At 70.2% G+C, this 25,913-nt stretch carries 23 protein-coding genes and 1 pseudogene; 11 read left to right on the top strand and 13 right to left on the bottom strand.

Going from position 1 to position 25,913, the window contains the following annotated elements:
- Positions 1–3: 3 nt before the first annotated feature.
- From efp to OG470_RS19035, 4 genes are all read right to left on the bottom strand, one after another.
- Positions 4–561 (bottom strand): elongation factor P, encoded by a 558-nt coding sequence (efp, locus tag OG470_RS19050; RefSeq protein ID WP_210917934.1) that lies wholly within the window; start codon positions 559–561, stop codon positions 4–6.
- 86 nt (positions 562–647) lie between these two features.
- Positions 648–1,073, bottom strand: a complete 426-nt coding sequence (gene aroQ / locus OG470_RS19045; protein WP_328414079.1) for a type II 3-dehydroquinate dehydratase — start codon at positions 1,071–1,073, stop codon at positions 648–650.
- 58 nt (positions 1,074–1,131) lie between these two features.
- Positions 1,132–2,211 (bottom strand): 3-dehydroquinate synthase, encoded by a 1,080-nt coding sequence (gene aroB, locus OG470_RS19040; RefSeq protein ID WP_328414077.1) that lies wholly within the window; start codon positions 2,209–2,211, stop codon positions 1,132–1,134.
- Positions 2,212–2,221: 10 nt separating this feature from the next.
- Positions 2,222–3,220 carry a helix-turn-helix transcriptional regulator gene (locus tag OG470_RS19035; RefSeq protein WP_328414076.1) on the bottom strand — a complete coding sequence of 333 codons (999 nt, stop codon included), beginning with the start codon at positions 3,218–3,220 and terminating at the stop codon, positions 2,222–2,224.
- Between the two features lie 80 nt (positions 3,221–3,300).
- Here OG470_RS19035 and OG470_RS19030 point away from each other — a divergent pair, with 80 nt between their 5' ends.
- On the top strand, positions 3,301–4,029 hold the full coding sequence (locus OG470_RS19030) for an alpha/beta fold hydrolase (RefSeq protein ID WP_328414074.1): 729 nt from the start codon (positions 3,301–3,303) through the stop codon (positions 4,027–4,029).
- Positions 4,030–4,196: 167 nt separating this feature from the next.
- A complete protein-coding gene (locus OG470_RS19025) occupies positions 4,197–4,844 on the top strand; it encodes a hypothetical protein (RefSeq protein ID WP_328414072.1) in 648 nt (215 codons plus the stop codon).
- A 5-nt stretch (positions 4,845–4,849) separates the two neighbouring features.
- Here OG470_RS19025 and OG470_RS19020 read toward each other — a convergent pair whose 3' ends face one another.
- Together OG470_RS19020 and aroC are read right to left on the bottom strand one after the other, a co-directional pair.
- A complete protein-coding gene (locus OG470_RS19020) occupies positions 4,850–5,353 on the bottom strand; it encodes a shikimate kinase (RefSeq protein ID WP_328414071.1) in 504 nt (167 codons plus the stop codon).
- The gene (gene aroC, locus OG470_RS19015) at positions 5,353–6,531 is read right to left on the bottom strand and encodes a chorismate synthase (protein WP_328414069.1); all 1,179 of its coding nucleotides are present in this window, start codon (positions 6,529–6,531) and stop codon (positions 5,353–5,355) included. Before aroC ends, OG470_RS19020 begins: the two co-directional genes overlap by 1 nt.
- Positions 6,532–6,647: 116 nt before the next feature.
- Here aroC and OG470_RS19010 point away from each other — a divergent pair.
- Positions 6,648–6,901, top strand: a pseudogene (locus tag OG470_RS19010) (cation:proton antiporter); the annotation flags it as partial.
- Positions 6,902–6,990: 89 nt separating this feature from the next.
- On the opposite strand, the gene OG470_RS19005 reads toward OG470_RS19010, so the two are convergent.
- Positions 6,991–7,959, bottom strand: coding sequence for an alpha/beta fold hydrolase (locus OG470_RS19005; protein ID WP_328414067.1), 969 nt, complete (start codon positions 7,957–7,959; stop codon positions 6,991–6,993).
- A 537-nt stretch (positions 7,960–8,496) separates the two neighbouring features.
- Entirely contained in the window at positions 8,497–9,144 is a 648-nt protein-coding gene (locus OG470_RS19000; RefSeq protein ID WP_328414065.1) for an acyltransferase, read from the bottom strand.
- A 296-nt stretch (positions 9,145–9,440) separates the two neighbouring features.
- On the opposite strand from OG470_RS19000, the gene OG470_RS18995 reads away from it, so the two are divergent.
- The 8 genes from OG470_RS18995 (at position 9,441) to OG470_RS18960 (ending at position 17,771) form a co-directional block, all read left to right on the top strand.
- Positions 9,441–10,514, top strand: coding sequence for a Gfo/Idh/MocA family protein (locus tag OG470_RS18995; protein WP_328414063.1), 1,074 nt, complete (start codon positions 9,441–9,443; stop codon positions 10,512–10,514).
- Positions 10,511–11,509 (top strand): NAD-dependent epimerase/dehydratase family protein, encoded by a 999-nt coding sequence (locus OG470_RS18990; RefSeq protein WP_328414061.1) that lies wholly within the window; start codon positions 10,511–10,513, stop codon positions 11,507–11,509. The genes OG470_RS18995 and OG470_RS18990 overlap by 4 nt, the downstream gene beginning before the upstream one ends.
- Positions 11,506–12,654 (top strand): DegT/DnrJ/EryC1/StrS family aminotransferase, encoded by a 1,149-nt coding sequence (locus OG470_RS18985; protein WP_328414059.1) that lies wholly within the window; start codon positions 11,506–11,508, stop codon positions 12,652–12,654. The genes OG470_RS18990 and OG470_RS18985 overlap by 4 nt, the downstream gene beginning before the upstream one ends.
- A complete protein-coding gene (locus tag OG470_RS18980) occupies positions 12,651–13,334 on the top strand; it encodes an acetyltransferase (RefSeq protein WP_328414057.1) in 684 nt (227 codons plus the stop codon). The genes OG470_RS18985 and OG470_RS18980 overlap by 4 nt, the downstream gene beginning before the upstream one ends.
- Positions 13,331–14,437 carry a DegT/DnrJ/EryC1/StrS family aminotransferase gene (locus OG470_RS18975; protein ID WP_328414055.1) on the top strand — a complete coding sequence of 369 codons (1,107 nt, stop codon included), beginning with the start codon at positions 13,331–13,333 and terminating at the stop codon, positions 14,435–14,437. Before OG470_RS18980 ends, OG470_RS18975 begins: the two co-directional genes overlap by 4 nt.
- Positions 14,438–14,444: 7 nt before the next feature.
- The gene (locus OG470_RS18970) at positions 14,445–15,683 is read left to right on the top strand and encodes an MFS transporter (protein ID WP_328414053.1); all 1,239 of its coding nucleotides are present in this window, start codon (positions 14,445–14,447) and stop codon (positions 15,681–15,683) included.
- Complete coding sequence (locus OG470_RS18965; RefSeq protein WP_328414052.1) at positions 15,680–16,705, top strand: hypothetical protein; 1,026 nt, start codon at positions 15,680–15,682, stop codon at positions 16,703–16,705. The genes OG470_RS18970 and OG470_RS18965 overlap by 4 nt, the downstream gene beginning before the upstream one ends.
- Positions 16,706–16,811: 106 nt before the next feature.
- A complete protein-coding gene (locus OG470_RS18960; protein WP_328414051.1) occupies positions 16,812–17,771 on the top strand; it encodes a glycosyltransferase family 4 protein in 960 nt (319 codons plus the stop codon).
- A 17-nt stretch (positions 17,772–17,788) separates the two neighbouring features.
- Here the strand turns inward: OG470_RS18960 and OG470_RS18955 are convergent, their stop codons facing one another.
- The 5 genes from OG470_RS18955 to OG470_RS18935 all read right to left on the bottom strand — a co-directional run bounded on the left by OG470_RS18955 (position 17,789) and on the right by OG470_RS18935 (position 25,679).
- Positions 17,789–18,889, bottom strand: coding sequence for a glycosyltransferase (locus OG470_RS18955; RefSeq protein WP_328414050.1), 1,101 nt, complete (start codon positions 18,887–18,889; stop codon positions 17,789–17,791).
- Between the two features lie 22 nt (positions 18,890–18,911).
- Positions 18,912–19,742, bottom strand: coding sequence for an ABC transporter permease (locus OG470_RS18950; protein ID WP_328414049.1), 831 nt, complete (start codon positions 19,740–19,742; stop codon positions 18,912–18,914).
- Positions 19,739–20,761, bottom strand: a complete 1,023-nt coding sequence (locus tag OG470_RS18945; RefSeq protein ID WP_328414047.1) for an ABC transporter ATP-binding protein — start codon at positions 20,759–20,761, stop codon at positions 19,739–19,741. The genes OG470_RS18950 and OG470_RS18945 overlap by 4 nt, the downstream gene beginning before the upstream one ends.
- Positions 20,758–21,855 carry a glycosyltransferase family 2 protein gene (locus OG470_RS18940; RefSeq protein ID WP_328414045.1) on the bottom strand — a complete coding sequence of 366 codons (1,098 nt, stop codon included), beginning with the start codon at positions 21,853–21,855 and terminating at the stop codon, positions 20,758–20,760. Before OG470_RS18940 ends, OG470_RS18945 begins: the two co-directional genes overlap by 4 nt.
- Before the next feature lie 134 nt (positions 21,856–21,989).
- Positions 21,990–25,679 carry a DUF4082 domain-containing protein gene (locus OG470_RS18935; RefSeq protein WP_328414043.1) on the bottom strand — a complete coding sequence of 1,230 codons (3,690 nt, stop codon included), beginning with the start codon at positions 25,677–25,679 and terminating at the stop codon, positions 21,990–21,992.
- Positions 25,680–25,913 lie beyond the last annotated feature (234 nt).

Genomic DNA, 25,913 nt, shown 5'->3' with positions numbered 1-25,913 from the left:
CCATCAGGAGCGGCCGAGGTAACGGCCGTCGCGCGTGTCGACCTTGATCTTCTCGCCGGTGGTGATGAAGAGCGGCACCTGCACGGTCGCGCCGGTCTCGACGGTGGCCGGCTTGTTGCCGCCGGTCGACCGGTCGCCCTGCAGACCCGGCTCGGTGTAGGTGACCTCCAGCACGACGCTGGTGGGCAGCTCGATGTAGAGCGGGACGCTCTCGTGCGTGGCGACGGTCGCCTCGGCCTCGGGGAGGAGGTAGTTGGCCGCCTCGCCGACGGTGCCCCCGGGAACGGTGATCTGGTCGAAGGTCTCCAGATCCATGAAGACGTAGTCCTCGCCGTCGGCGTACAGGTACTGCATCGTGCGCTTGTCCACGGTCGCGGTTTCGACCTTGGTGCCCGCGTTGAAGGTCTTGTCGACCACCTTCCCGGACAGCACGTTCTTCAGCGTGGTGCGCACGAACGCACCACCCTTACCGGGCTTGACGTGCTGGAACTCGACGACGGCCCAGAGCTCGCCGTCAAGGTTGAGTACCAGGCCGTTTTTGAGGTCGTTGGTGGAGGCCATTTCCTGCCTTGATCATCAATTGGCGGACAGACCCTACGAGTCTACTAGCTGCGTCGAATCGCCCGGCCCCCGCTCGGGACGGCCCCTCAGCGGGCGGCCAGATGGTGCAGGGCGAGGCGATAACCGTCAATGCCGAGCCCGCAGATCACCCCAGCGGCCACCGCGGACACCACCGAGTGGCGCCGGAAGTCCTCGCGGGCATGGATGTTGGAGATGTGCACCTCCACCAACGGCCCCCGCAGCATCGCGCAGGCGTCCCGCACCGCGTACGAGTAGTGCGACCAGGCGGCCGGGTTGAGCACCACCGCGGCGCCCTCGTCGGCGGCGGCGTGCAGCCAGCCGAGCAGCTCGTGCTCGGCGTCGGTCTGCCGGACCGTCACGTCGAGCCCCAACTCCTTGCCGGTGTGCTCGCAGAGCGCCACCAGGTCGGCGTAGCTGGCCGCGCCGTACACGGCAGGCTCGCGGGAGCCCAACCGGCGCAGGTTCGGCCCGTTGAGGACGTAGACCTTCACGCCGGGCCACCTTTCGTTCGCGACTGCGGGGCTCGCAAACCCGGCCCACTCCTCGCGCTCACGCGACACCCACCTCCCGGTAGGCGGCCGCGAGCAACTCGTCGTCCGGCCCCTCCAACATCGCCGGGCGGGCCAGCCCGTCCAGCACCACGAAGCGGAGCTGACTGCCCCGGGCCTTCTTGTCCACCCGCATCGCGGCCAGGAGCTGCGGCCAGGCGTCGGTCGGGTAACTCACCGGCAGGCCGAGCGCGGCCAGGGCGCTCCGGTGCCGCTCGGCGGTCGGCGCGTCCAGCCGGCCGGCGAGCCGGGCCAGCGCGGCGGCGTACACCAGGCCGACGGCGACAGCGTGGCCGTGCCGCCAGCGGTAGCCCTCGACCCGCTCGATCGCGTGGGCCAGCGTGTGCCCGTAGTTGAGCACCGCCCGCAGGCCCGACTCACGCAGGTCGCCGGAGACCACGTCGGCCTTGACCCGGATCGCCCGCTCGATCAGCTCCCGGGCGACCGGCCCCCGCGGGTCGGTGGCCGCCGCCGGCTCACGCTCGACCAGGTCCAGGATCGCCGGGTCGGCGATGAAGCCGCACTTGACCACCTCGGCCAACCCGGCCGCCAGGTCGGTGGCGGGCAGGCTGTCCAGGGTGGCCAGGTCGGCCAGCACCCCGACCGGTGGGTGGAACGCGCCCACCAGGTTCTTGCCGGCGGCGGTGTTGATTCCGGTCTTGCCGCCCACCGCGGCGTCCACCATGCCCAGCAACGAGGTGGCCACCGGCACCCAGCGCACGCCGCGCAGCCAGCAGGCCGCGACGAAGCCGGCCAGGTCGGTCACCGCGCCGCCGCCGACCCCGACCACCGCGTCGGTACGGGTGAAACCGGCCGCACCGAGCCGGTCCCAGCACTCGGCGGCCACGTCGATCTGTTTGCCCGCCTCGGCGTCGGGCACCTCGATCGGCAGCGGCTCGACGCCGGCCGCGCGCAGCCGCTCGCCGATCGCGTCGGCCAGCGCCTTCAGCGGGGGCGCGTGCAGCACCGCCGCGCGGGTCGCGCCGGGCAGCAGCCCAGGCAGCGTGTCCAGCAGGTCTCGTCCGACCAGCACGTCGTACGGCCGCTCGCCGCCGACCGGGATCCGGGTCACCTCGTCCATCGCCGGCAGCCTAGTCCAGCGGAGGGCGCGGTGACGGCAGCTGCCCACCTGCTGGCCGGGCGGCCCAGTCGGCCAGCAGGCGGGCGTGCTCGGCCACCGCGGCGCGCAGCGCGTCCGGGTGCCGCACGGTGAACGGGCAGCCCAGCCCGGCGAGCAGCGCGGCCGCGCCGGGCAGGCTCTCCGCGCGGCCCCGCAGCAGCACCCCGTCGGTGGTGGCGGTCAGCTCGGCCACGCTGGGCGGGACGCGACGGCGGGCGGCGACCAGGTCGGTCTCCAGCAGCACCTCGATCTCGTGCGTGTACGGCACGCCGGCCAGCGACCGGGTCACCCGGGCCACCGGGTCGAAGCCGTCCGGCACGGTGAACGTCGCCGCGCCGGGCGTCACGGCGCCGATCCGGTCCAGCCGGAACGTGCGGATCTGCCCACGCCGGTGGTCGTGGCCGGTGACGTACCAGCGGCCGGCGTGGAAGACCAGCCCGTACGGGTCGAGCTCACGGTGCGACTGCTCACCCCGCCAGGAGCGGTAGTCCAGCGCCACCCGCTGCCGGTGTCGGGCAGCCGCGGCCAGGGTGAGCAGGGTGCCCGACGTCGGCCCCCGCTGCGCCTCGGGGCGCCACAGGGTGAAGCCGAGGTGCTCCTGCACGGCGGCCAACCGGTCGGCGAGCGCCGCCGGCAGCACCCGCCGGATCTTCGCCAGCGCGGTGGCGGTGGCCGGCTGCTCGGTGCCCAGCCCGACCCGTTCGGCGACGACCAGGCCGAGCAGCACGGCCACCGCCTCGTCGTCGGTGAGCATCAGCGGCGGCAGCTTGAACCCGGGGTGCAGCCGGTAGCCGCCGTGGCGGCCCCGGTCGGCGGTGACCGGGATGCCCATCTCGACCAGGGTGGCCGCGTACCGGCGCACGGTGCGCTCGTCCACGCCGAGCCGGCCGGCCAGCTCGGCGGCGGTCGCCCGGTGCCGCGTCTGCAGCAGTTCGAGCAGGGCCAGCACCCGAGCCGCAGGATGTGACACAGACCACTCCTCTAAACCGGGCGGATTCTGTCCGGTTGCAATCGTACGGTCGTGGCCACAACCGAGAGAAGGAGCGACAGATGGCGACGTTCGTGCTGGTACCGGGGTTCTGGTTGGGTGCCTGGGCGTGGCGGGACGTGACCGGTGCGCTGCGCGCGCAGGGGCATGAGGTCTACCCGATGACGCTGACCGGGTTGGCCGAGCGGGACCATCTCGCCGGGCCCGAGGTGAGCCTGGAGACGCACACCCTCGACATCGTCCGGTTGATCGAGGTCGAGGACCTGCGGGAGGTGCTGCTGGTCGGGCACTCCGGCGGTGGCATGCCGGTCGCCCAGGCGGCGGACCGCATCCCGGACCGGATCGCCCGGGTGGTCTACGTGGAGAGCGGGCCGCTGCCGGACGGCACGGCGCAGTTCGACACGGTGCCACCCGAGGAGCAACAGGCGCTGCGGGCCGCCATCGGTACTGGTCACCTGCTGCCACCGCCGGCCTGGGATCCGGCGGCCGACCCGGCCAACCTGGCCGGACTGGACGAGCCGACGCTGGCCCTGCTGCGCGCCCGGGCCACTGGGCAGCCGCTACGGGCGGCGACCGACCCGGTGCGGCGCACCGGCGGCCGCCCGGTGCCGACCGCGCTGGTCGCCAGCACCTTCCCGCTGGCGGTGGTGGAGCAGATGATCGGACAGGGGCACCCGTTCTTCACCGGGCTGGCCGGTGGTCAACTGTTCGAGCTGCCCACCGGGCACTGGCCGATGCTCAGCGAGCCCAAGGCCCTGGCCGACGTGCTCGACGCCATCGCCCGCAGCTGAGGCAGTGCCTGCCACCGGCCCGCCACACCCGACCACGACGGACGAAATACGCCGGCCGGGGTGAAACGGCGGGCGGTGACAGGCCTGTGGGAGGGTGTGTCGGCGCGGTGGTCGCGTCCATGGTGATGCCCGGCGGACAGTCGCGGGGCAGGGGTGAGGAGTCGGGCATGTCGACGGTGAAATGGGCTACCGGCGCGGCGATGTTGACGTGCGCCGGGGCGCTGGTGGCCTGCCAGGCCGACCCGCCCGCAGACCCCGCCGCCTCCGCCGGGCCCTCCGCCTCGGCACCCGCGACGGCGACGGTGTCGCCACCGTCGCCGTCCACCCCGCCGCCGTCCACCCCGGCAGGTCCGACCGACCCCGTCCTGTCCGGTACACGGGAGGTCGCCATCGTCCGGGTGCAGTCATTCGAGTCCGGAGTGTCGCTCTACGGCCAGCTCGTCGAGGCCGACGACGACAGCGGCCGCCAACGGTTCGTCCCGACGCCGATCGGTGGCGACAAATACCTGATCAAGGCGTACGGCCAGCCCAACAGCCATCCCGCCAACGATGAGCCGTCCTGCTGGCAGGTGCGCAACCCTCGCACCACAGAGTCACTGACCGTCGAGGGGGCGGTCTGCGACACCGCCAACCCGGGTCAGCAGTTCACGATCACCGCCAGCGGCAAGGGTGCGTACGCGATCAGCAACGACTCGGCGTACCTACAGCACTCCGCCACCAGCGGCCTGATCCTCGAAGAGCTGGGCGACGCCCCGCTGCCGAGCACCTTCCGGCTCGTCGACAACGGCCCCGCCCGCCGTCCGACCAGCGGCTGACCGGGTCAGCGGGGCAGCAGCGCGGCGATCTCGGCGACGATGTCCTCCGGGGTCCGACCGTCGGTGCGCACCGTCGCGGTGGCCACCTCGGTGTAGAGCGGCCGGCGCTGATCCATCAGGTGCTTGAGGGTGGCCCGCGGGTTGATCGCCAGCAGCGGCCGACCGGCGCCGAGCCCGACCCGCTTCACCGCGTCGGGCAGCTCGACCGAGAGGTGCACCACCCGGTGCCCGACCAGGGCGGCGCGGTTCTCCTCGGCCAGCACCGCACCCCCGCCGAGGGCGAGCACCCCGGTGCTGGCCGCCAGCGCCGCGGCCACCGCGGCCCGTTCGAGGGTACGGAAGTGCTCCTCGCCCTCGTCGATGAAGATCTCCGGGATGGGCTTGCCGGCCATCCGTTCGATGTCGGTGTCGGTGTCGCGGAACTCCACCCCGAGGGCCTCGGCGAGCACCCGCCCCACGGTGGTCTTGCCGCAGCCGGGTGCGCCGACCAGCACGATGACCGGCGCCATCAGCGGATGACCAGCGCGTCGAGGTAGCCGGTCAGGTTGCGGCGGATCTCGGCGACCGAGTCCCCGCCGAACTTCTCGGTGGCCGCCTCGGCCAGCACCAGCGCGACCATCGCCTCGGCGACCACCGCCGCGGCGGGCACCGCGCAGACGTCCGAGCGCTGGTTGATCGCGGTGGCCGGCTCGCCGGTGGTGACGTCCACGGTGGCCAGTGCCCGGTTCAGCGACGAGATCGGCTTCATCGCGGCGCGGACCCGCAGCGGCTCGCCGGTGGTGATGCCGCCCTCGAGCCCGCCGGCCCGGTCGGTGACCCGGCGGACGCCGGTGGCCGACGGGATGATCTCGTCGTGCGCCTCGGAGCCCCGGGACCGGGCCTGCTGCCAGCCGTCGCCGATCTCCACGCCCTTGATCGCCTGGATCGACATCAACGCGGTGGCCAGCCGGGCGTCGAGCTTGCGGTCCCACTGCACGTGGCTGCCCAGCCCCGGCGGCACCCCGTACGCCAGCACCTCGACCACGCCGCCGAGGGTGTCGGCGTCCTTCTTCGCGGCGTCCACCTCGGCGACCATGAGGGCGCTGGCCTGCGGGTCGAGGCAGCGCAGCGGGTCGGCGTCGATCCGGGCGGCGTCCTCCGGGGTGGGGCGCAGCCCGGGCTTCGCGGCCACCGGGCCCAACTCGACGACGTGCGAGACGATCTCGATGCCGAGCGCCTGACGGATCAGTGCCTTGGCGACCGTGCCGACGGCGACCCGGGCGGCGGTCTCCCGGGCGCTGGCCCGCTCCAGGATCGGCCGGGCGTCGGTGTGGCCGTACTTCTGCATGCCGGCCAGGTCGGCGTGGCCGGGCCGGGGGCGGGTCAGCGGGGCGTTGCGGGCCTGCCGGGCGAGCTCGTCGGGGTCCACCGGGTCGGCGGCCATCACCGTGCGCCACTTCGGCCACTCGGAGTTGCCCACCCGGATCGCCACCGGGCTGCCCAGGCTGACGCCGTGCCGCAGGCCGCCGAGTACCTCGACCTCGTCCCGCTCAAACGACATCCGGGCGCCACGGCCGTAGCCCAGCCGCCGGCGGGCCAGCTCGTCGGCGATCTCGGTGGAGGTCACCTCGATACCGGCCGGCACCCCCTCCAGCAGCGCGACGAGGGCGGGACCGTGCGATTCACCTGCAGTCAACCAGCGCAACACAGCGGTCAGTCTGTCACGGCCCGCCACCGCCCCGGTGCGGTGCCCACCGCGTCCCGCCCTGCGGACGCCGCCGGCTTGACGGGAAACCCTAAGATCAGGTCGGTGCACCGGGAAGTCTGGTCGGCAGTGACTTCGTCGACCCCTGATTTCAGGAGTTCCGGTGCTGCTCTTCGCGTTCGCCGCCGTCCTGCTGCTGGCCGTCCTGCTCTCCAGCCTGGCCCACCGGACCATCCTCTCCACCGCGGTGCTCTTCCTGTTCGCCGGCTTCATGCTGGGCTCGGAGACCACCGGGTTGCTGGAGGTCACCGCCCAAACGCCGATCGTGTCGACCCTGGCCGAGCTGGCCCTGTTCACCTTGCAACGCTCCGACCGCCTTCACCGACGTGCGCGGTAACTTGTGCATCGGCCGGCGACCTCCGCCGAGCAAGCGACGCGCTCCCCGGGCCGCACCCGACAGGCTCAGCGCGGATTGCGGGCCGCGAGCCACCCGTCCCGGTACGGGGCCAGGAACCCGATCAGGGCGGCCAGCATCGCGTCCGGAGCCTGCTCGGCGACCCAGTGCGCGCAGTCGGGCAGGACCACGGTTTGCACGTCGTCCGCGACGAGGTCCATCCACTTGCCGACCTGTTCGCCGAAGCTTTCCGCTCCGCCGATCGCCAGGACGGGCATCGTCAGCCGCCGGGTCTTGCGCTGCTCGTTCTGCGCCTGGGTCACCGGGAAAGCGCGGTAGAGCTCGAAGCTGCCGCGCAGCGCCTCCGGGTCGGCCGCGAGGAGGTCGACGTAGTACTTGACGGCGTCGGTGGACAGGTTCTTCTTTCCGGCCGCGGCCGAAAACTTCGCGCCTAAGAAGATGTCCTCCCGCCCGCTGACGAGCTTCTCGTTGACCTCTGGAAGTGCGTTGAACGGGATGTGCCACAGGCGTTCGTTGAGCGGCGCGGGAAGGAACAGTGGCGGCGTGGGAGACACGCCCGGAAGAGGGGCTTCCCCGAGGGCCAGGCGGTCGACCCGGTCGGGGTGATCAGCGGCCAGGGCGTAGCCGATGAGCAGTCCGGTGTCGCAGCCGACCATGGCGAACCGCTGGTGGCCGAGCGCGTCCATCAACGCCACAAGGTCGTTTGCGACGGTTGCGGTGTCGTAGCCGTCCCGGGGCTTGTCGGACAGCCCCATACCACGCTGATCGACCGCGATCACCTCGAAGTTCTCGGCCAGCGCCGGCATCATCAGCCGCCATGCGTACCAGGTCTGGGGCCAGCCGTGTACCAGCAGCAGCGGCGGCCCGTCGCCTCCGATGACCGCGTGCAGACGCAGTACCCCGGCGTCGACGTACCGGCTGGTGAACGTGTCCGTGAACCCGTCCGGCAGGTTCGGAGCCTGCGAGACGGAGCCGGGGCCCTCCGCGGCGAGCAGGCCGGTGGACGATGCGCCCATGTGGGGATCCCCTCTCACCGCAGATCACGGCACTGGAGTGCCGCTTCCGTCACGCCCTCTCTTGGGTGACGCTGCCACAACGCCGACGGCCATGGACGTGGTTGTCGTTGACCTTCCTCTGTTCGGCTTACAGCCGGCGGGTCTACGACGCAAAAGAACCACTGCTCCGTTACGTCAACCCCACCGAATACTCGGCGGAGTGCGACTCATCATGTGGAACCGACGTGTTGGCCACCGCTGTAGCCCACTGTGGCGTGCGGCCGAAGCAGGCGGGTTCCAGGCCGGGTCGGACATGCCCCACTGTCCCACACCCCATCCGTCAAATCACTTCAGACAGGCGACACTAGTTCTGCTCACCCTGATGAGGCCCCGGCCCATTGGTTCATACCGACGTGGCGCGGCGGCCCGTTCCCTTCGACTGATTGTCGGAGTGCGTCGCTGCGGTTCTACACGTGGTCACTGATAGGCCCCGTGTTTTCCGGACAACCGATGTGCGGCTAATTCCTCACGGAAGTCAGGTAAGAGGTTTCCCCGCACTCATACCTCCGTAAGTACGCCGGCCAGCTCCAGGTACTCACCGCCGGTGCGGGGACAGACGAACCGGCCGTCGCCCTTGGGCGCCAGCGGCTCGCCTGCGCGGCCTACCCAGGCCACCCTGCGGGCCGGGACGCCAACCACGAGTGCGAAGTCGGGCACGTCCTTGGTGACGACGGCGCCCGCAGCGACCAACGCCCAACGGCCGACCGTCACGGGCGCTACACAGACGGCACGAGCTCCGATCGCCGCGCCCTCTCCTACGATGACCCCAACCGCTGTCCAGTCGTCACCGCCCTTGAGTCGGCCCTCCGGCGTCACCGCCCGCGGGTACTCATCGTTGGTGAGCACTGCTGCGGGCCCCACGAAGACGCCGTCGCCCAGCACGGCGGGCTCGTAGACGAGACCGTAGTTCTGGACCTTCACGTTGTCGCCGAGGCGCACTCCGGGTCCGACATACGCGCCCCGGCCGATCACGCAGTCGCGCCCGAGGCAGGCGTTCTCCCGCACCTGCGCGAGATGCCAGATCCTGGTGCCTGCCTGGATCGTCGCGCGTGCATCGACATCGGCGCCGGGTGCGACGAACACGTCGTCCCGGCGCGGCTCAACAGAATCGATCATCTCGTTCCTCTTCGCGAGTTTGGTGCCCATCACTGTAGGAACGAGCGCAGGCTGCCGGCCGCCGTTGAGGCGGCTGGTATTACGCACCCGTCGGTTGGAAATGACGCGACCGGCAGCCGAGGCACGTGGGCCGAAGGTATCGGTTCCCCGGCAGCAGCCCGCCGAAATCCGACACAGTGCTGTCCAGGCCGATCGCCGGCCGGTAACTTCCCGGGGCGGACCACGACCAGGTCAACGGGTGCCAATCGTTGTCACACGCCGCGGGTGTGCCGCACGTTGGCCCCATGGTCGCCCACTACGAACCGCCGTAGACGAAACGGATTGCCGTGATTTCTTCACCTGCCGTCTCCGACAAACCCATCGGGATCGCCGTGATCGGCGCTGGCTACTGGGGCCCCAACCTGGTTCGCAACTTCCAAGGATCCACGGCGTTCCGCCTCCGCTGGCTGTGTGACCTCGACGTCGAACGGGCCCGCCGCGTGCTCGGGGACTATTCGACCGTGCAGGTCACCGACGACCTCGACACGGTACTGGCCGATGACGCGGTACGGGCCGTCGCAATCGCCACCCCGGCCGGCACCCACCTGCCGGTGGCATTGGCCGCGCTGCGCGCCGGCAAGCACGTACTGGTGGAGAAGCCGCTCGCCGCCACGTACGACGAGGGCCGCCAACTCGTCGAGGAGGCCGACCGGCGCCGGCTCACGCTCATGTGCGACCACACCTACTGCTACACCCCGGCAGTCCTTCGCATCCGCGAGTTGCTGCATTCGGGCGATCTGGGCGAGCTGCACTACCTCGACTCGGTTCGCATCAATCTCGGTCTGGTCCAGCGCGACATCGACGTGATCTGGGACCTGGCGCCGCACGATCTGTCCATCCTGGATTTCGTACTGCCGCCAGGCGTCGTGCCGGTGGCTGTCGCCGCGCACGGTGTCGACGGCATCGGCGCCGGCCGCAGTTGCGTCGCATACCTCACGCTCCAGCTCAACACCGGTGCGATCGCACACATCCACGTCAACTGGCTCTCCCCTGTCAAGATCCGCACCGCCATCATCGGTGGATCCAAGCGCACCCTGGTCTGGGACGACCTCAACCCCAGCCAGCGGCTGGCGATCTTCGATCGGGGCGTCGACGTGGCGACGCCTGACGAGCTCGGCGCCGAAGAGCGCCACGACATGCTGGTGTCCTACCGCTCGGGGGACATGGTGGCGCCGGCACTGACTGAGCGCGAGGCGCTGCGGACCATGGTCGAGGAGTACGCGCGCGCCATCCGCACCGGGTCGCCCGCGCTCACCGACGGCCGATCCGGCCTACGGGTTCTGCAGATCCTGCAGGCAGCCTCGCACAGTCTCGCCAAAGGCGGCGTGATGGTCGATCTGGAAGGAGAGTCCGAACGATGAGTGCGGCGGTTTCGGTCAAGAATGCGCGTGCCCTGGTGACGGGCGGAGCCGGCACGATCGGCTCGCACGTGGTCGACCTGCTCGTGCACGGCGGTGCCAGCGAGGTTGTCGTTCTCGACAACTTCGTGCGCGGCCGGCGCGAGAACCTGCAGTGGGCGCTGCAGAACGATCGGGTGCGCGTGGTGGAGGGGGACATCCGCGATGCCGACCTCGTCCGCGACGTCACCCGGGGCAAGGACCTTGTCTTCCACCTTGCCGCCATCCGGATCACGCAGTGCGCCGAGGAGCCGCGGCTGGCCAATGAGGTGCTCGTCGACGGCACGTTCAACGTGCTGGAGGCGGCGGCCGCCGAGGGCGTCCGCAAGGTGGTCGCCTCGTCGTCGGCGTCGGTTTACGGCCTGGCCGAGGAGTTCCCCACCAGCGAACGGCACCACCCGTACAACAACGACAATTTCTACGGGGCCGCCAAGGCGTTCAACGAGGGCATGCTGCGCAGCTTCCACGGGATGTACGGGCTGGACTATGTGGCCCTGCGGTACTTCAACGTGTACGGCCAGCGGATGGACATCCACGGGCTGTACACCGAGGTGCTGATCCGCTGGATGGAGCGCATCGACGCGGGCCTCGCCCCGCTGATACTCGGCGACGGCACCCAGACGATGGACTTCGTAGACGTGGTCGACATCGCCCGGGCCAACATCCTGGCCGCCGAGTCGGCTCGCACCGACGAGGTGTTCAATATCGCCAGCGGGGTCGAGACCAGCCTCGACGAGCTTGCCCGCACGCTTCTCTCGGTGATGAAGAGCGACCTGTCCCCGGAGTACGGCCCGGCGCGGAAGGTCAACGGGGTCACCCGGCGGCTCGCTGACACCTCCGCCGCCGCGGAGGCACTCGGCTTCCGGGCACAGATCGGACTTCGGGAGGGCCTACGGGGGCTGGTCGAGTGGTGGCGCACGGAGCAGCCCGCCCGCGGCGAGTCCCAGGAGGCGCGGTGACCATCGAGGCGGCACGCCGCATCCCGGTGATGCTCCCCGCGCTCGGCGAGGAGGAGGCACTGGCCGCGGCGGACGCTGTCCGCTCGGGGTGGGTTGCCCAGGGCCCTCGGGTCGCGGCGTTCGAGGCCGCGTTCGCCGCCAGTGTCGGTGCGGCCCACGGCGTCGCCGTCAGCTCCTGCACCACGGCGCTGCACCTCGCGCTCGTCGCGGTCGGGGTGGAGCCCGGTGACGAGGTGGTCGTCCCGTCGCTGTCGTTCATTGCCACCGCCAACGCGGTCCGCTACGTCGGAGCGCGGCCGGTCTTCGCCGACGTGGACGTCGCCACCGGCAACGTCACGGTGGCGACGCTCGACGCGGCGCGCACGTCGCGCACAAGGGCCGTCATCGCCGTGCACCAGGGCGGGGTGCCGGCCGAGGTGTCCGCGCTGCGGACCGCCGCCGACCGCTGGGGCGTTTCGCTGATCGAAGACGCGGCGTGCGCGGCAGGATCGATGGTGGACGGCCGTCCGGTCGGTGCCGGGGCGTTGCTCGCGGCGTGGTCGTTTCACCCGCGAAAGCTCCTCACCACCGGCGAAGGCGGGATGATCACCACCGACAACGCGGATTGGGCGGTGCGGCTGCGCCGGTTGCGCGAGCACGGGATGAACGTGTCGGCCGCGGACCGGCACGCGAGCGCCCAACCGATCCTCGAGGCGTACCTGGAGACGGGTTACAACTACCGGATGACCGACATCCAGGCCGCCATCGGCCTGGTCCAACTTGGCAAGCTCGGGGAGATCGTGGCGCAGCGCCGCAGCCTCGCCGCGCGGTACCACGAGTTGCTGGCCGACGTGCCGGGCGCGGTCGCGGTCCGCGATCCGGCGCACGGCCGCACCAACTTCCAGACCTTCTGGGTGCTGCTGACCGACGAGTTCGGCGTCGGGCGGGACGAGACCCTCGCCGCGCTCGCCGCCGCCGGGGTGTCCGCCCGGCGCGGCATCATGGCGTCGCACCTGGAGCCGGCGTACGCCGACGTCAGCCCAGCCCCGCTGTCGGTGACCGAGCGGATCACGCGTGACTCACTGGTCCTGCCCCTGCACCATGCGCTCACCGAGGACGACCAGGACCACATCGTCGGAACACTTCGTGGACTGGTCCGCCGATGACCATCGATCTCGTGATCGCCGGCGCCGGAGGAATAGCCCGGGAGACGGCGGCCACCGTTGCGGCGATCAACGCGGCAGCGCCGACATGGCGGCTGCGCGGCTTTCTCGACGACGACCCGGCCTTGCACGGCGTGATCCGTGCCGGGTTGCCGGTGCTGGGCCCGCTGGAGGCGATCGCCGACCTGCCCGATGCCGCCGTGGTGGTCTGCATCGCCAACGCACGCAACCCCGGCGTCCGCGAGCAGGTGGTGCAGCGGCTGGGCCTGCCGCCAGCACGGTACGCGACCGTCGTACACCCGTCGGCCGAGGTGCCCGCCAACTGCACGGTCGGGCCAGGCTCGGTGCTGCTGGCTCAGGTCGTCCTGACCGCCGACGTCACGGTCGGCGCACACGTGGCCATCATGCCGCAGACCGTGCTCACCCACGACGACGTCGTCTCCGAACACGCCACGATCGCCTCGGGCGTGCGGATCTCCGGTTCCGTGCGGATCGGGCGGGGCGCCTACCTCGGCGCGGGCGCGCTGATCCGCGAATCGCTCACCGTCGGCGCGAATTCGGTCATCGGGATGGGCTCGGTCGTGCTCCGCGATGTACCCCCCGATCAGGTGTGGGCCGGCAGCCCGGCCCGGTTCCTCCGTTCTGTCCGCCAGCCAGCTCTTCACGGGAGTACTCCACGATGACCGCGATTCCCTTGGTGGACCTGCAGGCCACGCACGCCGAGGTGGCCGAGGAGGTCGCGATCGGCTTCAAACGGATCCTGGCGGACACCGCCTTCATCGGCGGCCCCGAGGTGACCGCCTTCGAACGCGAGTACGCGGCGTTCGCCGGCGTGGGGCACTGCGTTGGGGTTGCCAACGGCACCGACGCGCTGGAGTTGGCGCTGCGCGCCCTCGGCGTCGGGCCCGGTGACGAGGTGATCCTGCCCGCCAACACGTTCATAGCCACGGCCGAGGCGGTGGCGCGGGCCGGTGGGCAGCCGGTGCTGGTCGACGTCGACCCCGAGACCTACCTGATCGACGTCGACGCGGCGCGCGCCGCGGTCACCCAGGCGACCCGGGCTGTCGTACCGGTGCACCTGTACGGCCAGCACGCGCCGGTCGAGCGGCTCCGTGCCCTGCTCGACGGGCGCGACATCGCGATCGTGGAGGACGCCGCGCAAAGCCAGGGCGCCACCCGGCTGGGCGTCCCTGCCGGCGCTGGTGGCATCGCGGCGACCAGCTTCTACCCGGGCAAGAACCTTGGCGCGTACGGCGACGCCGGCGCTGTCGTCACCGACGACGAGGCGCTCGCCTCGAAGGTACGCACCCTCGGCAGCCACGGTGGCCTGCGCAAGTACGTGCACGACGTGATCGGAGTGAACAGCCGCCTCGACGCGCTGCAGGCGGTCGTGCTGCGGGCCAAGCTCGCCCGGCTCGACAGCTGGAACGCCGCCCGCCGCGAGGCGGCCGGCCGGTACGACCGGTTGCTCGCCGGGATCGATGTCGTGCGGCCGGTGACCGCACCAGGCAATGTGCACGTGTGGCACCTGTACGTCGTACGCGTGCCGGCCGCCCGCCGCGGCGAGATCCTGGCCGCCCTCAATGCGCAGGGCATCGGCGCCGGCATCCATTACCCGGTGCCGGTGCACCTGACGCCCGCTTTCGCCGGCCTGCGCCACGGACCGGGGAGCTTTCCGCACGCCGAGCAGGCCGCCGCCCAGGTCCTGTCGCTGCCGATCTACCCTCAGATCACCGCGGTCCAGCAGGAACGGGTTGGGGCCGCACTCGCATCAGCGCTCGGCTGATCGCGCGGTGTACATCTCGGTCCGAGACAGCCTGACCGGCGAGCGGGAGACGCCGGCCAACCGGGTACGTCGGCGGGTGGCCGGGACCGTCGTGCTCCTCGGCATCGTCAGCCTGCTGACCGACGTCTCCTCGGAGATGGTCAGTGCTGTCCTACCGCTGTACCTGACCGCCGAGATCGGCATCGGGCTCCTCGCATACGGCTTTGTGGACGGCGTGTACCAAGGGGTGAGCGCCTTCGTCCGGATCCTTGGCGGATACTCGGGCGACCGGAGCCGCCGGCCCAAATGGATAGCGGTGGTCGGATACGGCGTTTCCGCGGCGAGCCGGATCGCGATGCTGGCCGCCAACGGGATGGCCGCCATCACGGCGGTCGTCACGGCCGACCGGCTGGGCAAGGGGTTGCGGACAGCGCCCCGCGACGCGCTGATCGCCGACACCTCGGAACCCAGCATGCTGGGACGGTCATTCGGCGTGCACCGTGCGCTGGACACGCTGGGTGCGGCGATCGGGCCGCTCGCGGCGTTCGCGTTGCTGGCGGCGCTCCCCCGCGGGTACGACGCGATCTTCGTGGTCTCCTTCGCCGTGGCGCTGGTCGGTCTCGCGGTCCTCGTGCTCTTCGTACCCGATCGACGGGTCGGCGGCGGCACTGCCCGGCTGGGCATACGCGAGGTGGTCCGCACGGCGACCGGACCGCGGCTGCGCCGGACACTCGTCGCCGCCGGGCTGCTCGGGGTGCTGACCATCGGCGACGGGTTCCTGTACCTGTCGCTGCAGCGCCGTGACGACTTCACCGCACTGCTCTTCCCGCTGCTCTACGTCGGTACCAACGTCGCATACCTCACGCTGGCCGTGCCGATGGGCCGCCTGGCCGACCGGGTCGGGCGCGCCCGCGTCCTCGTGGGCGGGCACGTGGCGTTGCTGTTGGCGTACCTGTTCGCGGCGAGTCCGTTCGGGGGTCTGGTGTGGACGGCCGCCACTCTGCTCCTCCTCGGCGTGTTCTACGCCGCCTCCGACGGGGTGCTCGCCGCGCTGGTCAGCCGGCTGGTGCCCGTGCCGGCGCGCGGAACGGGGATCGCCGCCGCACAGACGGTAGTCGTACTGGCCCGGTTCGCATCGTCGCTGGCCTTCGGCGGGCTGTGGGTCGCGGTGGGCCGCCACCCGGCGCTGCTCGGATTCGCGGTCGCGCTCGCCGTGGCGATCCCGGCCGCCGCGTGGCTCCTGCTTGGCGCCGAGGGGGGAAAATGACCGGTCTTCGGCTGCGAGTCGGGGTCTTCGCCGGAATCGTGCTGGTGGCCGTCGCCGGCGTGGTTTTCTACCTTCGACAGGTCGCGACGAACGAGGCCGACGCGGCCACGCAGACACCCGCCGTGCCGGTACGCGACGACACCGCGTCCGTGGTCGCCGGACCCCATCTGGTCTTCCGCAGCACCGCCACCGGCGCCGGGTACGGCCGGGTGGCGGTGGCCCCGCTCAGCGCACCGGCCGGCCCCCGCGCGTTCACCCCAGCCTCGTGCGACCGGGTGCACGCCGTGCGCGGTACCGCCGTCTGCCTGGTGGCGCTGCGCGGCTTGGCCACGACGTACCAGGTGAAGATCCTTGGCCCGCAGTGGACGGCGGTTTCGGAGCGGCCAGTGCCCGGCCTGCCCAGCCGGGCGCGAGTGTCACCCCACGGCACGCTGACCGCCACCACGACATTCGTCTACGGCGACTCGTACGCCAGCCCCGGGCAGTTCTCCACGCGTACCATGATCGGCCCGACGGGCGGCGCCGAACCGATCGACATCGAGCGGTTCAAGTTGGTCGTCGACGGCAGAACGGTCACCGCGGCGGATAAGAACGTGTGGGGGGTGACGTTCGTCGACGACGACCGGTTCTACGCCACGGCCGCCTCAGGAAAGACAACCTGGCTGGTCGAGGGATCGCTGTCCGGGCAGAGGCTGACCGCGTTGCGGCAGGACGTCGAATGCCCGTCGCTGTCGCCGGACCGGACCCGCGTCGCGTTCAAGAAACGCGGCGACCTTCCAGCGGGAAGGTGGCGGCTCACCGTGCTGGACCTAACAACTGGACAAGAAACGCCACTGGCGGAGACCCGCAGCGTCGACGACCAGGCGGAGTGGCTCGACGACAGCATCGTCGTGTACGGGTTGCCCCGCGACACGAACGGCTCGGCGTCGAGCGACGTGTGGGCGGTGCCGGCCGACGGCACCGGTACGCCTCGTGTGCTGGTGCCCGACGCTTGGTCCCCCGCAATCGTCCGCGGCGCCTAGTGCCGAGAAAAGAGGAGTCCCACTCGTGGCGAATATGAACCTTCAGCTCAGATTCAGCGGCAATCTGGACGCGGCCGACTGGACACGGCGGCACGCTGCGGGCGAGGTGCCCGACCGGTTGCCCTACGGGCTGGACCGGCTGGGCAGCTACGGATACCAGGTCACGGCCGCGCCGCCTTACGCCGCCGGACCGGTCGGACGCCACGCGGCCCGCGCGGCGCGCGCGCTCGGCCGTTACGAATGGGCGGAGACCTGGCGGAAGGCAGAGCTGCAAGGCTCCGCCGACCTGTGTGTGTGCTGGGACGAGCGGGCCGGTTTGCCGTCCATCCTCCGCGGCGGTGTCCCGGTCGCCACCGGCGTCATCGCGCTGACCGACCGCGACCGGACGCACCGGCGCCTCGCAGCTCCGCTGCTGCGCCGGGCGCACCGGGTCTGGGCACTGTCGTCGGCTCAACTGCCCGTGTTACATGACGAGCTGGGTGTTCCGGAGCATCGCCTGCGGCACCTGCTCTTCGGCATCGACGGGGAGTTCTTCACCCTGGGCGACGACGAGCCGGTCCCCGGATTGGTCGCGAGCGCCGGCAACGACCGCGACCGGGACCACCACACGGTGGTTCGGGCGATGTGCCTGGTCCGGCAGTCGATCGGCCATGCCCGATTCAAGATCGCGACGCAGCATGACGTGCCCGTGCCCGCCGAGCTCGGCGTGCGGCATCCCCATCTGAGCCACCCACAGCTGCGTGAGCTGTACTGGCGCAGCCAGGTCGTGGTGGTCGCGCTGCGGCCGAACGTGCATGTGAGCGGGATGACTGTGGCGCTAGAGGCGATGGCCTGTGGACGACCGATCGTCATAACCGCGACGCCGGGCATGAGCGATTACGTGTCCAGCGAATGGGGCGTGCTGGTGCCGCCGGGCGATGCCGACGCATTGGCGGCGGCCATCATCCGGCTGTTGCGGGACCCGGCGGAGGCGACGGCGCTCGGTGCTGCCGGGCACAAGGCGGTGCAGGAACAATTCACGACCGAGCGGCAGGCGCAGCGGCTGGCCGAGCTGTTGCGGGACTAATCAGGTCGCGGGACCAGTCAGCTGTCGCGGGACCGGCGCGAGCCGCTGACCAGCGGTGTGTAGAAGGCCAGCAGCTCGGCCCGGAGCAATTCGGCCGAATAGCGCGCCAGGATTCGTTCCGAAGCCGCCAACCCGGCCTTGCGGAACGTCTCCGGGTCGTCGTCGTGGGCCGCACAGGCATCCTCGACGGCGCGTGCGAACGCGAGCAGGTCCCCATCGGGGACGGAGATGCAGTCCGACGGCTCGAAGTACTCCCGGCCGGCAGGCCCGGAGTATCCGATGACGAAGCAGGCGCTCGCCATGGCCTCGGCCGGAGGGAGCCCGAACCCTTCGCGTTGACTGAAGCTCAGGAAGATTGCGCTGCCCCGCATGATAGTCGCGGTCTCCGACTCCGACCGGCCGGCGATGGGCGTCTCCGCCCAGCGGTCGAACAGGCCGCGGGCGCGCAGTATGTGCCGCAACTGCTCGCGTTCCTCCGGCCGCCGGTGGGTGAGGTAGGCGATCCGGCGCGCTGGCGGCTCGTCTGCGGGGTGGAAGAGCAGCGGATCGATGACCGGTCGGGCGACACCAACCGGCAGATCCGGGAACGTGTACCGCAACAACTCGGCGTTGTTCTGCGACACGGCCAGCAGGCCGACCAGGCCAGGCACACCGGTGTAGGGCGCGCCCGCCCCGGTCGTCTCATAGGGCACCCGGTCGAACGTGATGTACGCGCCCTGGTTGAAGATGACCACCCGCACCCCGTCGGGCACCCCGCCGAGCCCCGGGCCGTAGCACTCCGGGATCACCAGCAGGTCATCCGGACCGAGGACCACATCCGAGGCGCTCATGACCCGCGTGCTGTTGGCGAACCAGGTGCACCGGTACCCCTTCTTGGCGTGGACCACCGCCGCGGGGATCCCGGCCGCGTTGAGGCTGTCGACGTGCCGGTACGAGTTGCGCACTCCGCCGAACGTGCCGTTCGGATGCGGCGCGAGGTAATAGACCGTCGGCCCGCTCGACCGACCGCTCATCCGGGTGGCGACCGTAAAGGGCGGCAGCTGCCGCCACTTCAGGTCCGCAGCCTGGCTGTACCGGCTGGCGGCCCGCCGCGCCGCCCCGGTCGCCCATCGGATCACCGGACACCTCCCAGAGACGCCATCAGATGCTCAGGATTCCGAGCCGCCTGGCGAGTCGCAGGGCGCGATCGAAGACGAACAGCCCGGCGGCGAAGGACACGACCGAGAAGGCCGCGAGAATGCCGATGGACCAACCGACCGATAGGCCGTCCGGCGGCACGTCCGCGATGAGAAGCTGCCGGATCCCGCTGATCACGTACGTCTGCGGGATCAGATAGCTGGCCCACCGGATCCACTCCGGCAGGACGTTGATCGGGAACAGCGCACCGCCGAGCACCGCGGTGGCGAGGCTGAAGAGCATGACCACCGGCTCGCCCCGCTTGAAGAGCACGATGAACGCGGCTGCGAACGTGCCGAGCGCGTTGCAGGCGATGATGCCGAGGAAGAGCACCAGCAGCGCCCCCGGTACCCCGGATCCCTGGATCGGGGCTCCCAGCAGCCAGCCGACGGCGACCATGAAGCACGCCAGCAGCGCACCGGTGCAGCTGCGCCACACGTTCATCGCCACTGGAATCAACGCCCACGGCACCGGCTCGACCAGATAGGTTTCCAGCGTGCCCCGCTCCATGGCGAAGTTGAGCCGGCTGGTGAGCGCGGTGAGAGCGTCCTGGAGTCCGGCGACCACCGCCGTGCCGACGACCATCACGACGAAGAGCTGATCGGAGATCGCCAGGAAGTTGCCCTGGAAATAGTAGAGCAGCACCGGGAAGACGGCCGCGACGTAGCGCATGATGCTCGTGGCCGGGAACATCCGCTCCTCGACGAGGTCGATTCGGACGTATGCCTCGACGGTGTTGAGCACCTTGCTGCCGAACGAGCGCTTCCCGACGACGGACGGGTAGGCGAGGCTCATCGAGGGTCTCCTTCGGCGTGGTTGCCTCGCGCGTACACCTGCGCGATCAGATCACGCAACGGCATAGGAATCTCACGGACGTGCTGGATGGTGCCCGTGAGTGGGCCCAGTCGGGTCAGTACCCCGCCCACACCGTCGAGGCCGGTGGGACGGCACCGGACGCTGACGCCGTCGACCCGGCTCTCGATGCCCTGGGTCAGGAGGCCATCGGCGATCGCGAGCGCGTCCTGATGTCCGGCGACGACGAGCTCCAGCTCCGGCCGCTCCCACTCCCGGCGCAGCCGGTCCAGGTCGCCCGAGTATCTGACCTTTCCGCCGTCGAGAAGGAGCGCCTGCGACTGCAGTGCTTCGATCTCCTCCAGTCGGTGCGAGGAGATCAGCACCGCGAGCCGCTCCTGCTTCGCCAGATCCATGATCAGCGTCAGCAACCCGTACGCCGCGATCGGGTCCACCGGCCCGGTCGGCTCGTCGAGGATCAGCGCGCGCGGGCCGGGCAACAACGCCCTGGCCAGGCGCAACCTGGCCCGCATCCCCGCCGACATGCTGGCCACCACGGTGTCGGTCTGCGGCGTCAGGTTGACCGTCTCGAGGACCTGCTCGATGCGGTCGGTCAGATCATTGCGCGGCATGCCCTGCAACCGGCCGTGGAGCTGAAGGTTCTCCCTCGACGTGGCTCGCATGAGCAGGCTGCGGTCCTCCGAGGGCATCCAGCCGACCACCTGGCGGACCTGTTCCGCGTCACGCTCGACGTCGAGCCCGAGCACACTGCCGTGCCCGGCGGTGGCCGACGTCAGTCCGACGATGATGCGGAACAGGGTGGTCTTCCCGGCACCGTTGGGGCCGACGACGGCACAGATCTCGCCCGCGCGGACGACCACATCCACATCGTCGAGGGCGCGGACCGTCTCGCGCAGATGCGATCTGGCGAACACCCGCATCCAGCGCGGTGTCGGCTCGTAGAGCTTGGTCAGCCCGGAGAGCACGATGATGTCGTCGGCGTTCCGGTCCATGCCGGTCATAGCCACCCCAATGCGCCATCGATGCCGGATCGCCGAAACCGCCGCCACCGCAGATGGTCGACGGCGCGGTTGCGCAGCGCCGTCACCCGCCGGGGCACGAGCGGACCCTTGCCCTTGCTGGCCCGGGCCACCTGGAGGTCGTAGGAACGCCGCAGCCGGGTGGTGCGCGACGGCGGGAAGATCTGCTCAGCCAACTCGGCGAGGCGTCCCAGCACCTCGGCCTGCTCGTCGGTCGGGAAACCCCGGTGGTACGCCTGGCAGGCCACGACCAGGGCCTCTCGGGCCACGCCGCGGCTCGCCGCCTCCCGCAACTGCGCCGCGTCCGGCACATGGTCGCCGTCCTCGTCGAAGAGAATGTCGAAGGCGCGCTTGCGCTCGGTGAGGTCGCGCAGCGCGCCCGGATACTGCGCCATGTGCATGTTCTCTCCGTGGACTCGGTAGTAGGCCAGGTCCACGCCATTGACCCGCCCGATCGACGCCCGGGTGGCGGCCCTCAGCCACAACAGGAAGTCGGCGGCGTGTGGCAGCCGGGCGTCGTATCCGACGAGATCCTGCATCGTCTTGGCTCGCATCACCACCTCCGGTGTGGCGATGGGATTGCTCGCCCGCTGACAGAGCAGGCTCAGCCACTCCTCCCCCGGCCAGATCGACCAGGAACGCGGGGCGGTCCGCGCCGGTGGCGGCTCGTCGGAGAACGACCGGGTGAACCCGTAGACCAGACCGACGTCCGGATTGGCGTGCAACAGTGCGGTCGAGTTGGCCAGGCTGCGCGGGGCGAGCAGGTCGTCGGCGGAGAGCAGCACGAGGTACTCACCGTGTACCGCCGCCAGGCCTTCGTTGTACGTCGCGATGTGGCCCCGGTTGACCTCGTGCACGATGACCCGCACCCGGGGGTCTTCCTCGGCGAGCCGGCGCGCGACCGTGGCGCTGTTGTCGGGTGAGGCGTCGTCGACGATCAGGACGTCGACGTCGACGCCGTCCTGGTCGAGGATGCTCCGCACACAAGCCGGCAGAAAGTGCCCGTACCTGTAGCAGGGAACAACGACCGAGACTGTTGGTCTGGACCGCAGCGGCTGCGGCGTGATCCGTCTCATCGAGGGTCACGCAAGACCGTCGTGGTGGCCACGATGCCTCCCCATTCGCGGATCAATAATCGTGGGCACGCCGATCGGTCTTCCGACCGCGCCGAGTCTCATATCCGTACAGACATTCTTCGCTTTAGCCGATCCTAGTTGTCGGGCGTGAATACAACGTCAACCCAATAGTTGTGGTTGGACGACGATGATGGGAACGCGGTCGAGCCGTATCGATAGACCGCGCCACCCGCCGATACCTGCAGCGGCCCCTGATTCCGGCCGTCGGCGAGCCCGTTCACGGTCACTGAGTAATGCCCGACATCCGTGTGGTACGAAATGGTGTAGGGTTCGCCCGGCGTGATCGCCACCGGCTGCGAGAACAGCATGGTCTGCCAACCGCTGGCGCTTTCGGCGATGAACGATCCGGTCGCCAACTGCTGGCCATCCGGCGACCACAGCGTGGCGGTGTGCGCACCGGTGTTCTGGTTGCCCTTGTAGAACCGGACGCCCGCCACCTTGCCGGCCACCTCGCTGGTGAACCGGATACCGAGTTCGATCGACGAGGTGTCCGGGTCGTTCGGGAGCGCCGGGGTGTCGCTGCCGCTGAATAACATCAACGATCCGGCGGGTGGGTGGGGCTGGGTCGGCAGACCGGGTGGCGGAGCATCGGTCAGGAACAGCGGGTCCACCCAGTAGTTGGCGCTGCTGTAGGTGCTGCTGGGGAAGCCGTCGGAGCCGTACCGGTAGACACCGTTGCTGCCCGCAGGTGCGGTGAGCGCCCAGTCCGCGCTCGTGTAGGCCGACGAGAAAAAGTTGGCGTTGTATGCATAGTGACCGCTCGGCGTGAAATAGGACGCCACATAGGTACTACCGGCCGTCACGGTCACCGGATCTTCGAAGTAGATGCTCTTCCAGCCGGTACCGCCACCCGAGAACGTCGCGCTGGCCAGCAACGTCTCGGTCTCGGAGTAGAGGCTTGCCGTGTGCGGGCCGTCGTTGCCGGGCCCCTGGTAGTACCGCACGCCGACAATCCTGCCGTTGACCGTCGGGACGAACTTGACGCCGAGCGTCAGCGCACCAGAGTCCGCGGAGGCGGCGATGTCCGGTACGGCATCGACTGCGAACAGGGTTGACAACTGGCTGTAGGGGGTGGTCGTGAACGTCCATGTCATCGCCTCCTCCATCGGCCGGCCGTCGGTGTCCCGGGCGAACAACCTCACGGTGTAGTTCTGTGAGGCGGCCAGGCCGGACGTCGGAGTGAGGGTCAGCGTCCTGGTTGCGTTGTCGTACGCGACAAGTCCGGCGATGTCGGCGTTGGCCGCGTTCTTCAACGTGAACTCGATCGAGCCCGGGTCGATGTCCTTCGAGAACGTCGCCGCCGGATTGTCCGTGAGGTCCACGTTGGTCTGGCCGTGGGCGGGCGAGACCGACAGGACCGCCGGCTCGGACGAATCGCCATCGTAGAACAGCACGTCGACGTAGTAGTTGGTGTCGCCGTAGGAGCTGGCCGGAAAGCCCGCCCCGGTGCGGTAGACGCCGTTGCCGCCTGAGGTGTACGAGCGAGGGGCCAGCAACGGCGTTGCCTCGTGGTCGCCGAAGCTAAAGTAGTTCGGATCCGCTGCGTAGTGACCATTGGGTGCGTAGTACGACGCGATGTAAGTGGTGTTGGCGCGGACCTGCACCGGACTGGAGAAGACCAGCGTCTGCCAACCGGTCGCGGTCTCGTTGGAGAAGGTGCCGGTCGCGAGCCTGGTGCCGGTGGAGGTCCACAGCGAACCGTTGTGGGTACCCGTGTTGCTGGCGCCCTTGTAGAAGCGGATCCCGGTGATCGTGCCGTCGCTTCGCGCGACGACCTTCACGCCGAGCTCGACGCCCGCGGTGTCGCCGACCGCCGGTTCGGCGGGCACCCGGGCGCCGAAGAGCGTGCTGGGACCGGTGAGCTTGAGCGTGACCGAGGCCGGGATCTGCTGGACATTGTTGCTGTCGTCGATCGCCCGCGCCTGGACGACCTGCGTACCGACCCCGTTGCTGTAGAACGTGTAGCTCCACGAAGCCGTACCGGTGGCCGGGTGCCAGGTGTCACCGCCGTCGGTCGACACCTCGACGCCGGCGACGCGTCCGCCGGCGTCGACGGCCGTACCGGTGAGGGTCACCGCGGACCCGTTGACGAGGGACGTGTTGTTGACGGGGGACGTGACGGCCGTGGTCGGCGCTACAGAGTCGGCGGAGGCCGTCGCCGGCACCAGACCGCTCATCAGACTGGCGGGCTGCACGCCCATGTCGGCGAAGAGGTTGACGGTCGCCTGCTGCATGCGCGGGTCGGCCGGCTCCTGCGGGCCGTCGTGCTGGGAATCCAGGCCCCATGCCCATTGGATCGTGCCGGCGCTGAATACGAGCGCGCCACTGGTCGCGCGGTACAGGGTCAGGTGATGGGTGGTCGTTCCTGGCGAGGTCGTGCTACCGAAGTCGCGCAGATACTCGGGGGTGGGGCCGGTCGTGGTCGAGAGGCGGATCAAACCCTTCGGCCGGAACCCGTTGTCGAGGTCCTCGTTCGACTCGTAGCCCACGGTGTGCGGCGCCAGCGTGGCGACCTGCCCAGCGCCCAGCGTGGCGACGCTGGTGTCGCGCCAGAAGCGGTTCTTGCCCTGCTCGGTCGGCACCTGAATGGCGAGGTCGGTGTTGTTGGACTGGTACAGCGTGCCGGTCAGCCCGTTCTCGGGACGGCCGCCGTCGGCGGGCGGGCTGAAGCGCGGGTCCCGCCACGTACCGGTCCACTCGGGTGTGGGATCGATCTTGCTGTTGGCCCAGGTCTCCTTGTAGCAGACCAACGTTCGGTAGGCGGTGTTGGTGCCGTCGACACTCGACTCCCAGCGGGTCTTCCAGTAGACCTCGTTGCCGCTGAAGAAGGCCAGGTGCACGCCTGCGTCGCGGGCGGCCTCGACGCTGGCGCGCTCGGCGCCCGACCAGTACTCGTCGTGACCGACGGAGAGGAAGGCCTTGTGGTTCCTGATCAGGTGCCCCCGGCGGTCGGCGTCGACGTCGGTGGTGTAGCTGACGTCGTACCCGTTCCGCTCAAGGAAGCGGATCATCGCGTACTCGCTGCTGAAGAGGTAGTCACGCCCGTCTTCCAGGCCGCGGGTGGCGAAGGGCCGGTTGTAGCTCAGTTTGAACGCCCGACCGTTCGGGCCGCCCCAGTAGAAGTTCGCGCCGCCGTAGGTGTTGTACGCCTGCCAGGTGGCGTCCGAGGTCTTGAAGATGATGTCCGAGTGGCTGGCGTCGTTGCGGACGACGAACGGGATGTGACTCGTGCCGGCAGCGCCGTCGGTGCGCACCGGCTTCGCCACGTACACGCCGGACACCGCGTTCGCCGGGACCGCCCACGACGCCGAGACGGCCCAGGTGCCGCAGTCGAATATCTCGGTGGCCGGGTCCGTCACGCACGCCGGCTGGTTCTGCGGGAGGGCGACCGACGGATTGACGGTCGCGACCTTCCGCGCCCCTCTGCCGCCGTAGTAACCGATCCGGTATATGTCGATGCGGTAGCTGGTGGCCGGCGTATCGATCTTGAACGAAACCGTCTGCCCGACGTTGACGCTCATCTCGGTGGCGAAGCCCTGGATTTCCCAGTCACCGGAGCCGTACATGTCGTCCCATTCCGTGGGCAGGCTGCCAGTTGCGCTGTTCTCGCACACGATCGGGTTCAGCGAGCACGGGTTGTCGGCCGCGATGGCCGGCTGCGCGATCACCGCGCCGGCGAGGAACAGGCCCGTGATGGCCACCGCAGCCTTGAGCTTGCGGATGTGTCGCCACAATGTCGCCGGCCGGCCCGGTACCGGCGCCACCGGCGCCCACTGAATCGCGCTCGCTGTGCGAGGCGGCCTGCCGACGCGTCCCTTCCGATCGCTACCCACGGCATGCCCTCTCCTGGCTGATGCAGCGAAGCAAAACGCCCCAGCGACTCAAGGCGACCGTAGTGCCTCCCGAAATCCGCCACAATTGGTAATGGTGCCGTAGCGGCGCCCGGGTCGGGCGGGCATCGTCACACGTTCTGAGCGTGACGCTGACCGCTCGGCCGA

The sequence above is a fragment of the Micromonospora sp. NBC_00389 genome (assembly GCF_036059255.1).
Lineage (GTDB): Bacteria > Actinomycetota > Actinomycetes > Mycobacteriales > Micromonosporaceae > Micromonospora.
Note: the sequence above shows the minus strand (reverse complement) of the source record. Positions and strands in the feature narration are given on the sequence as shown.

Coding starts and splice junctions, on each gene's coding strand:
- OG470_RS19025 (WP_328414072.1), top strand. CDS start 4,197: ATGTCGACGGTGAAATGGGCTACCGGCGCGGCGATGTTGACGTGCGCC.
- OG470_RS18950 (WP_328414049.1), bottom strand. CDS start 19,742: ATGAGCCTCGCCTACCCGTCCGTCGTCGGGAAGCGCTCGTTCGGCAGC.
- OG470_RS18965 (WP_328414052.1), top strand. CDS start 15,680: ATGACCGGTCTTCGGCTGCGAGTCGGGGTCTTCGCCGGAATCGTGCTG.
- OG470_RS19020 (WP_328414071.1), bottom strand. CDS start 5,353: ATGGCGCCGGTCATCGTGCTGGTCGGCGCACCCGGCTGCGGCAAGACC.
- OG470_RS18975 (WP_328414055.1), top strand. CDS start 13,331: ATGACCGCGATTCCCTTGGTGGACCTGCAGGCCACGCACGCCGAGGTG.
- OG470_RS18990 (WP_328414061.1), top strand. CDS start 10,511: ATGAGTGCGGCGGTTTCGGTCAAGAATGCGCGTGCCCTGGTGACGGGC.
- OG470_RS18945 (WP_328414047.1), bottom strand. CDS start 20,761: ATGACCGGCATGGACCGGAACGCCGACGACATCATCGTGCTCTCCGGG.
- OG470_RS19000 (WP_328414065.1), bottom strand. CDS start 9,144: ATGGGCACCAAACTCGCGAAGAGGAACGAGATGATCGATTCTGTTGAG.
- OG470_RS19030 (WP_328414074.1), top strand. CDS start 3,301: ATGGCGACGTTCGTGCTGGTACCGGGGTTCTGGTTGGGTGCCTGGGCG.
- aroB (WP_328414077.1), bottom strand. CDS start 2,211: ATGGACGAGGTGACCCGGATCCCGGTCGGCGGCGAGCGGCCGTACGAC.
- efp (WP_210917934.1), bottom strand. CDS start 561: ATGGCCTCCACCAACGACCTCAAAAACGGCCTGGTACTCAACCTTGAC.
- OG470_RS18980 (WP_328414057.1), top strand. CDS start 12,651: ATGACCATCGATCTCGTGATCGCCGGCGCCGGAGGAATAGCCCGGGAG.
- OG470_RS19005 (WP_328414067.1), bottom strand. CDS start 7,959: ATGGGCGCATCGTCCACCGGCCTGCTCGCCGCGGAGGGCCCCGGCTCC.
- OG470_RS18940 (WP_328414045.1), bottom strand. CDS start 21,855: ATGAGACGGATCACGCCGCAGCCGCTGCGGTCCAGACCAACAGTCTCG.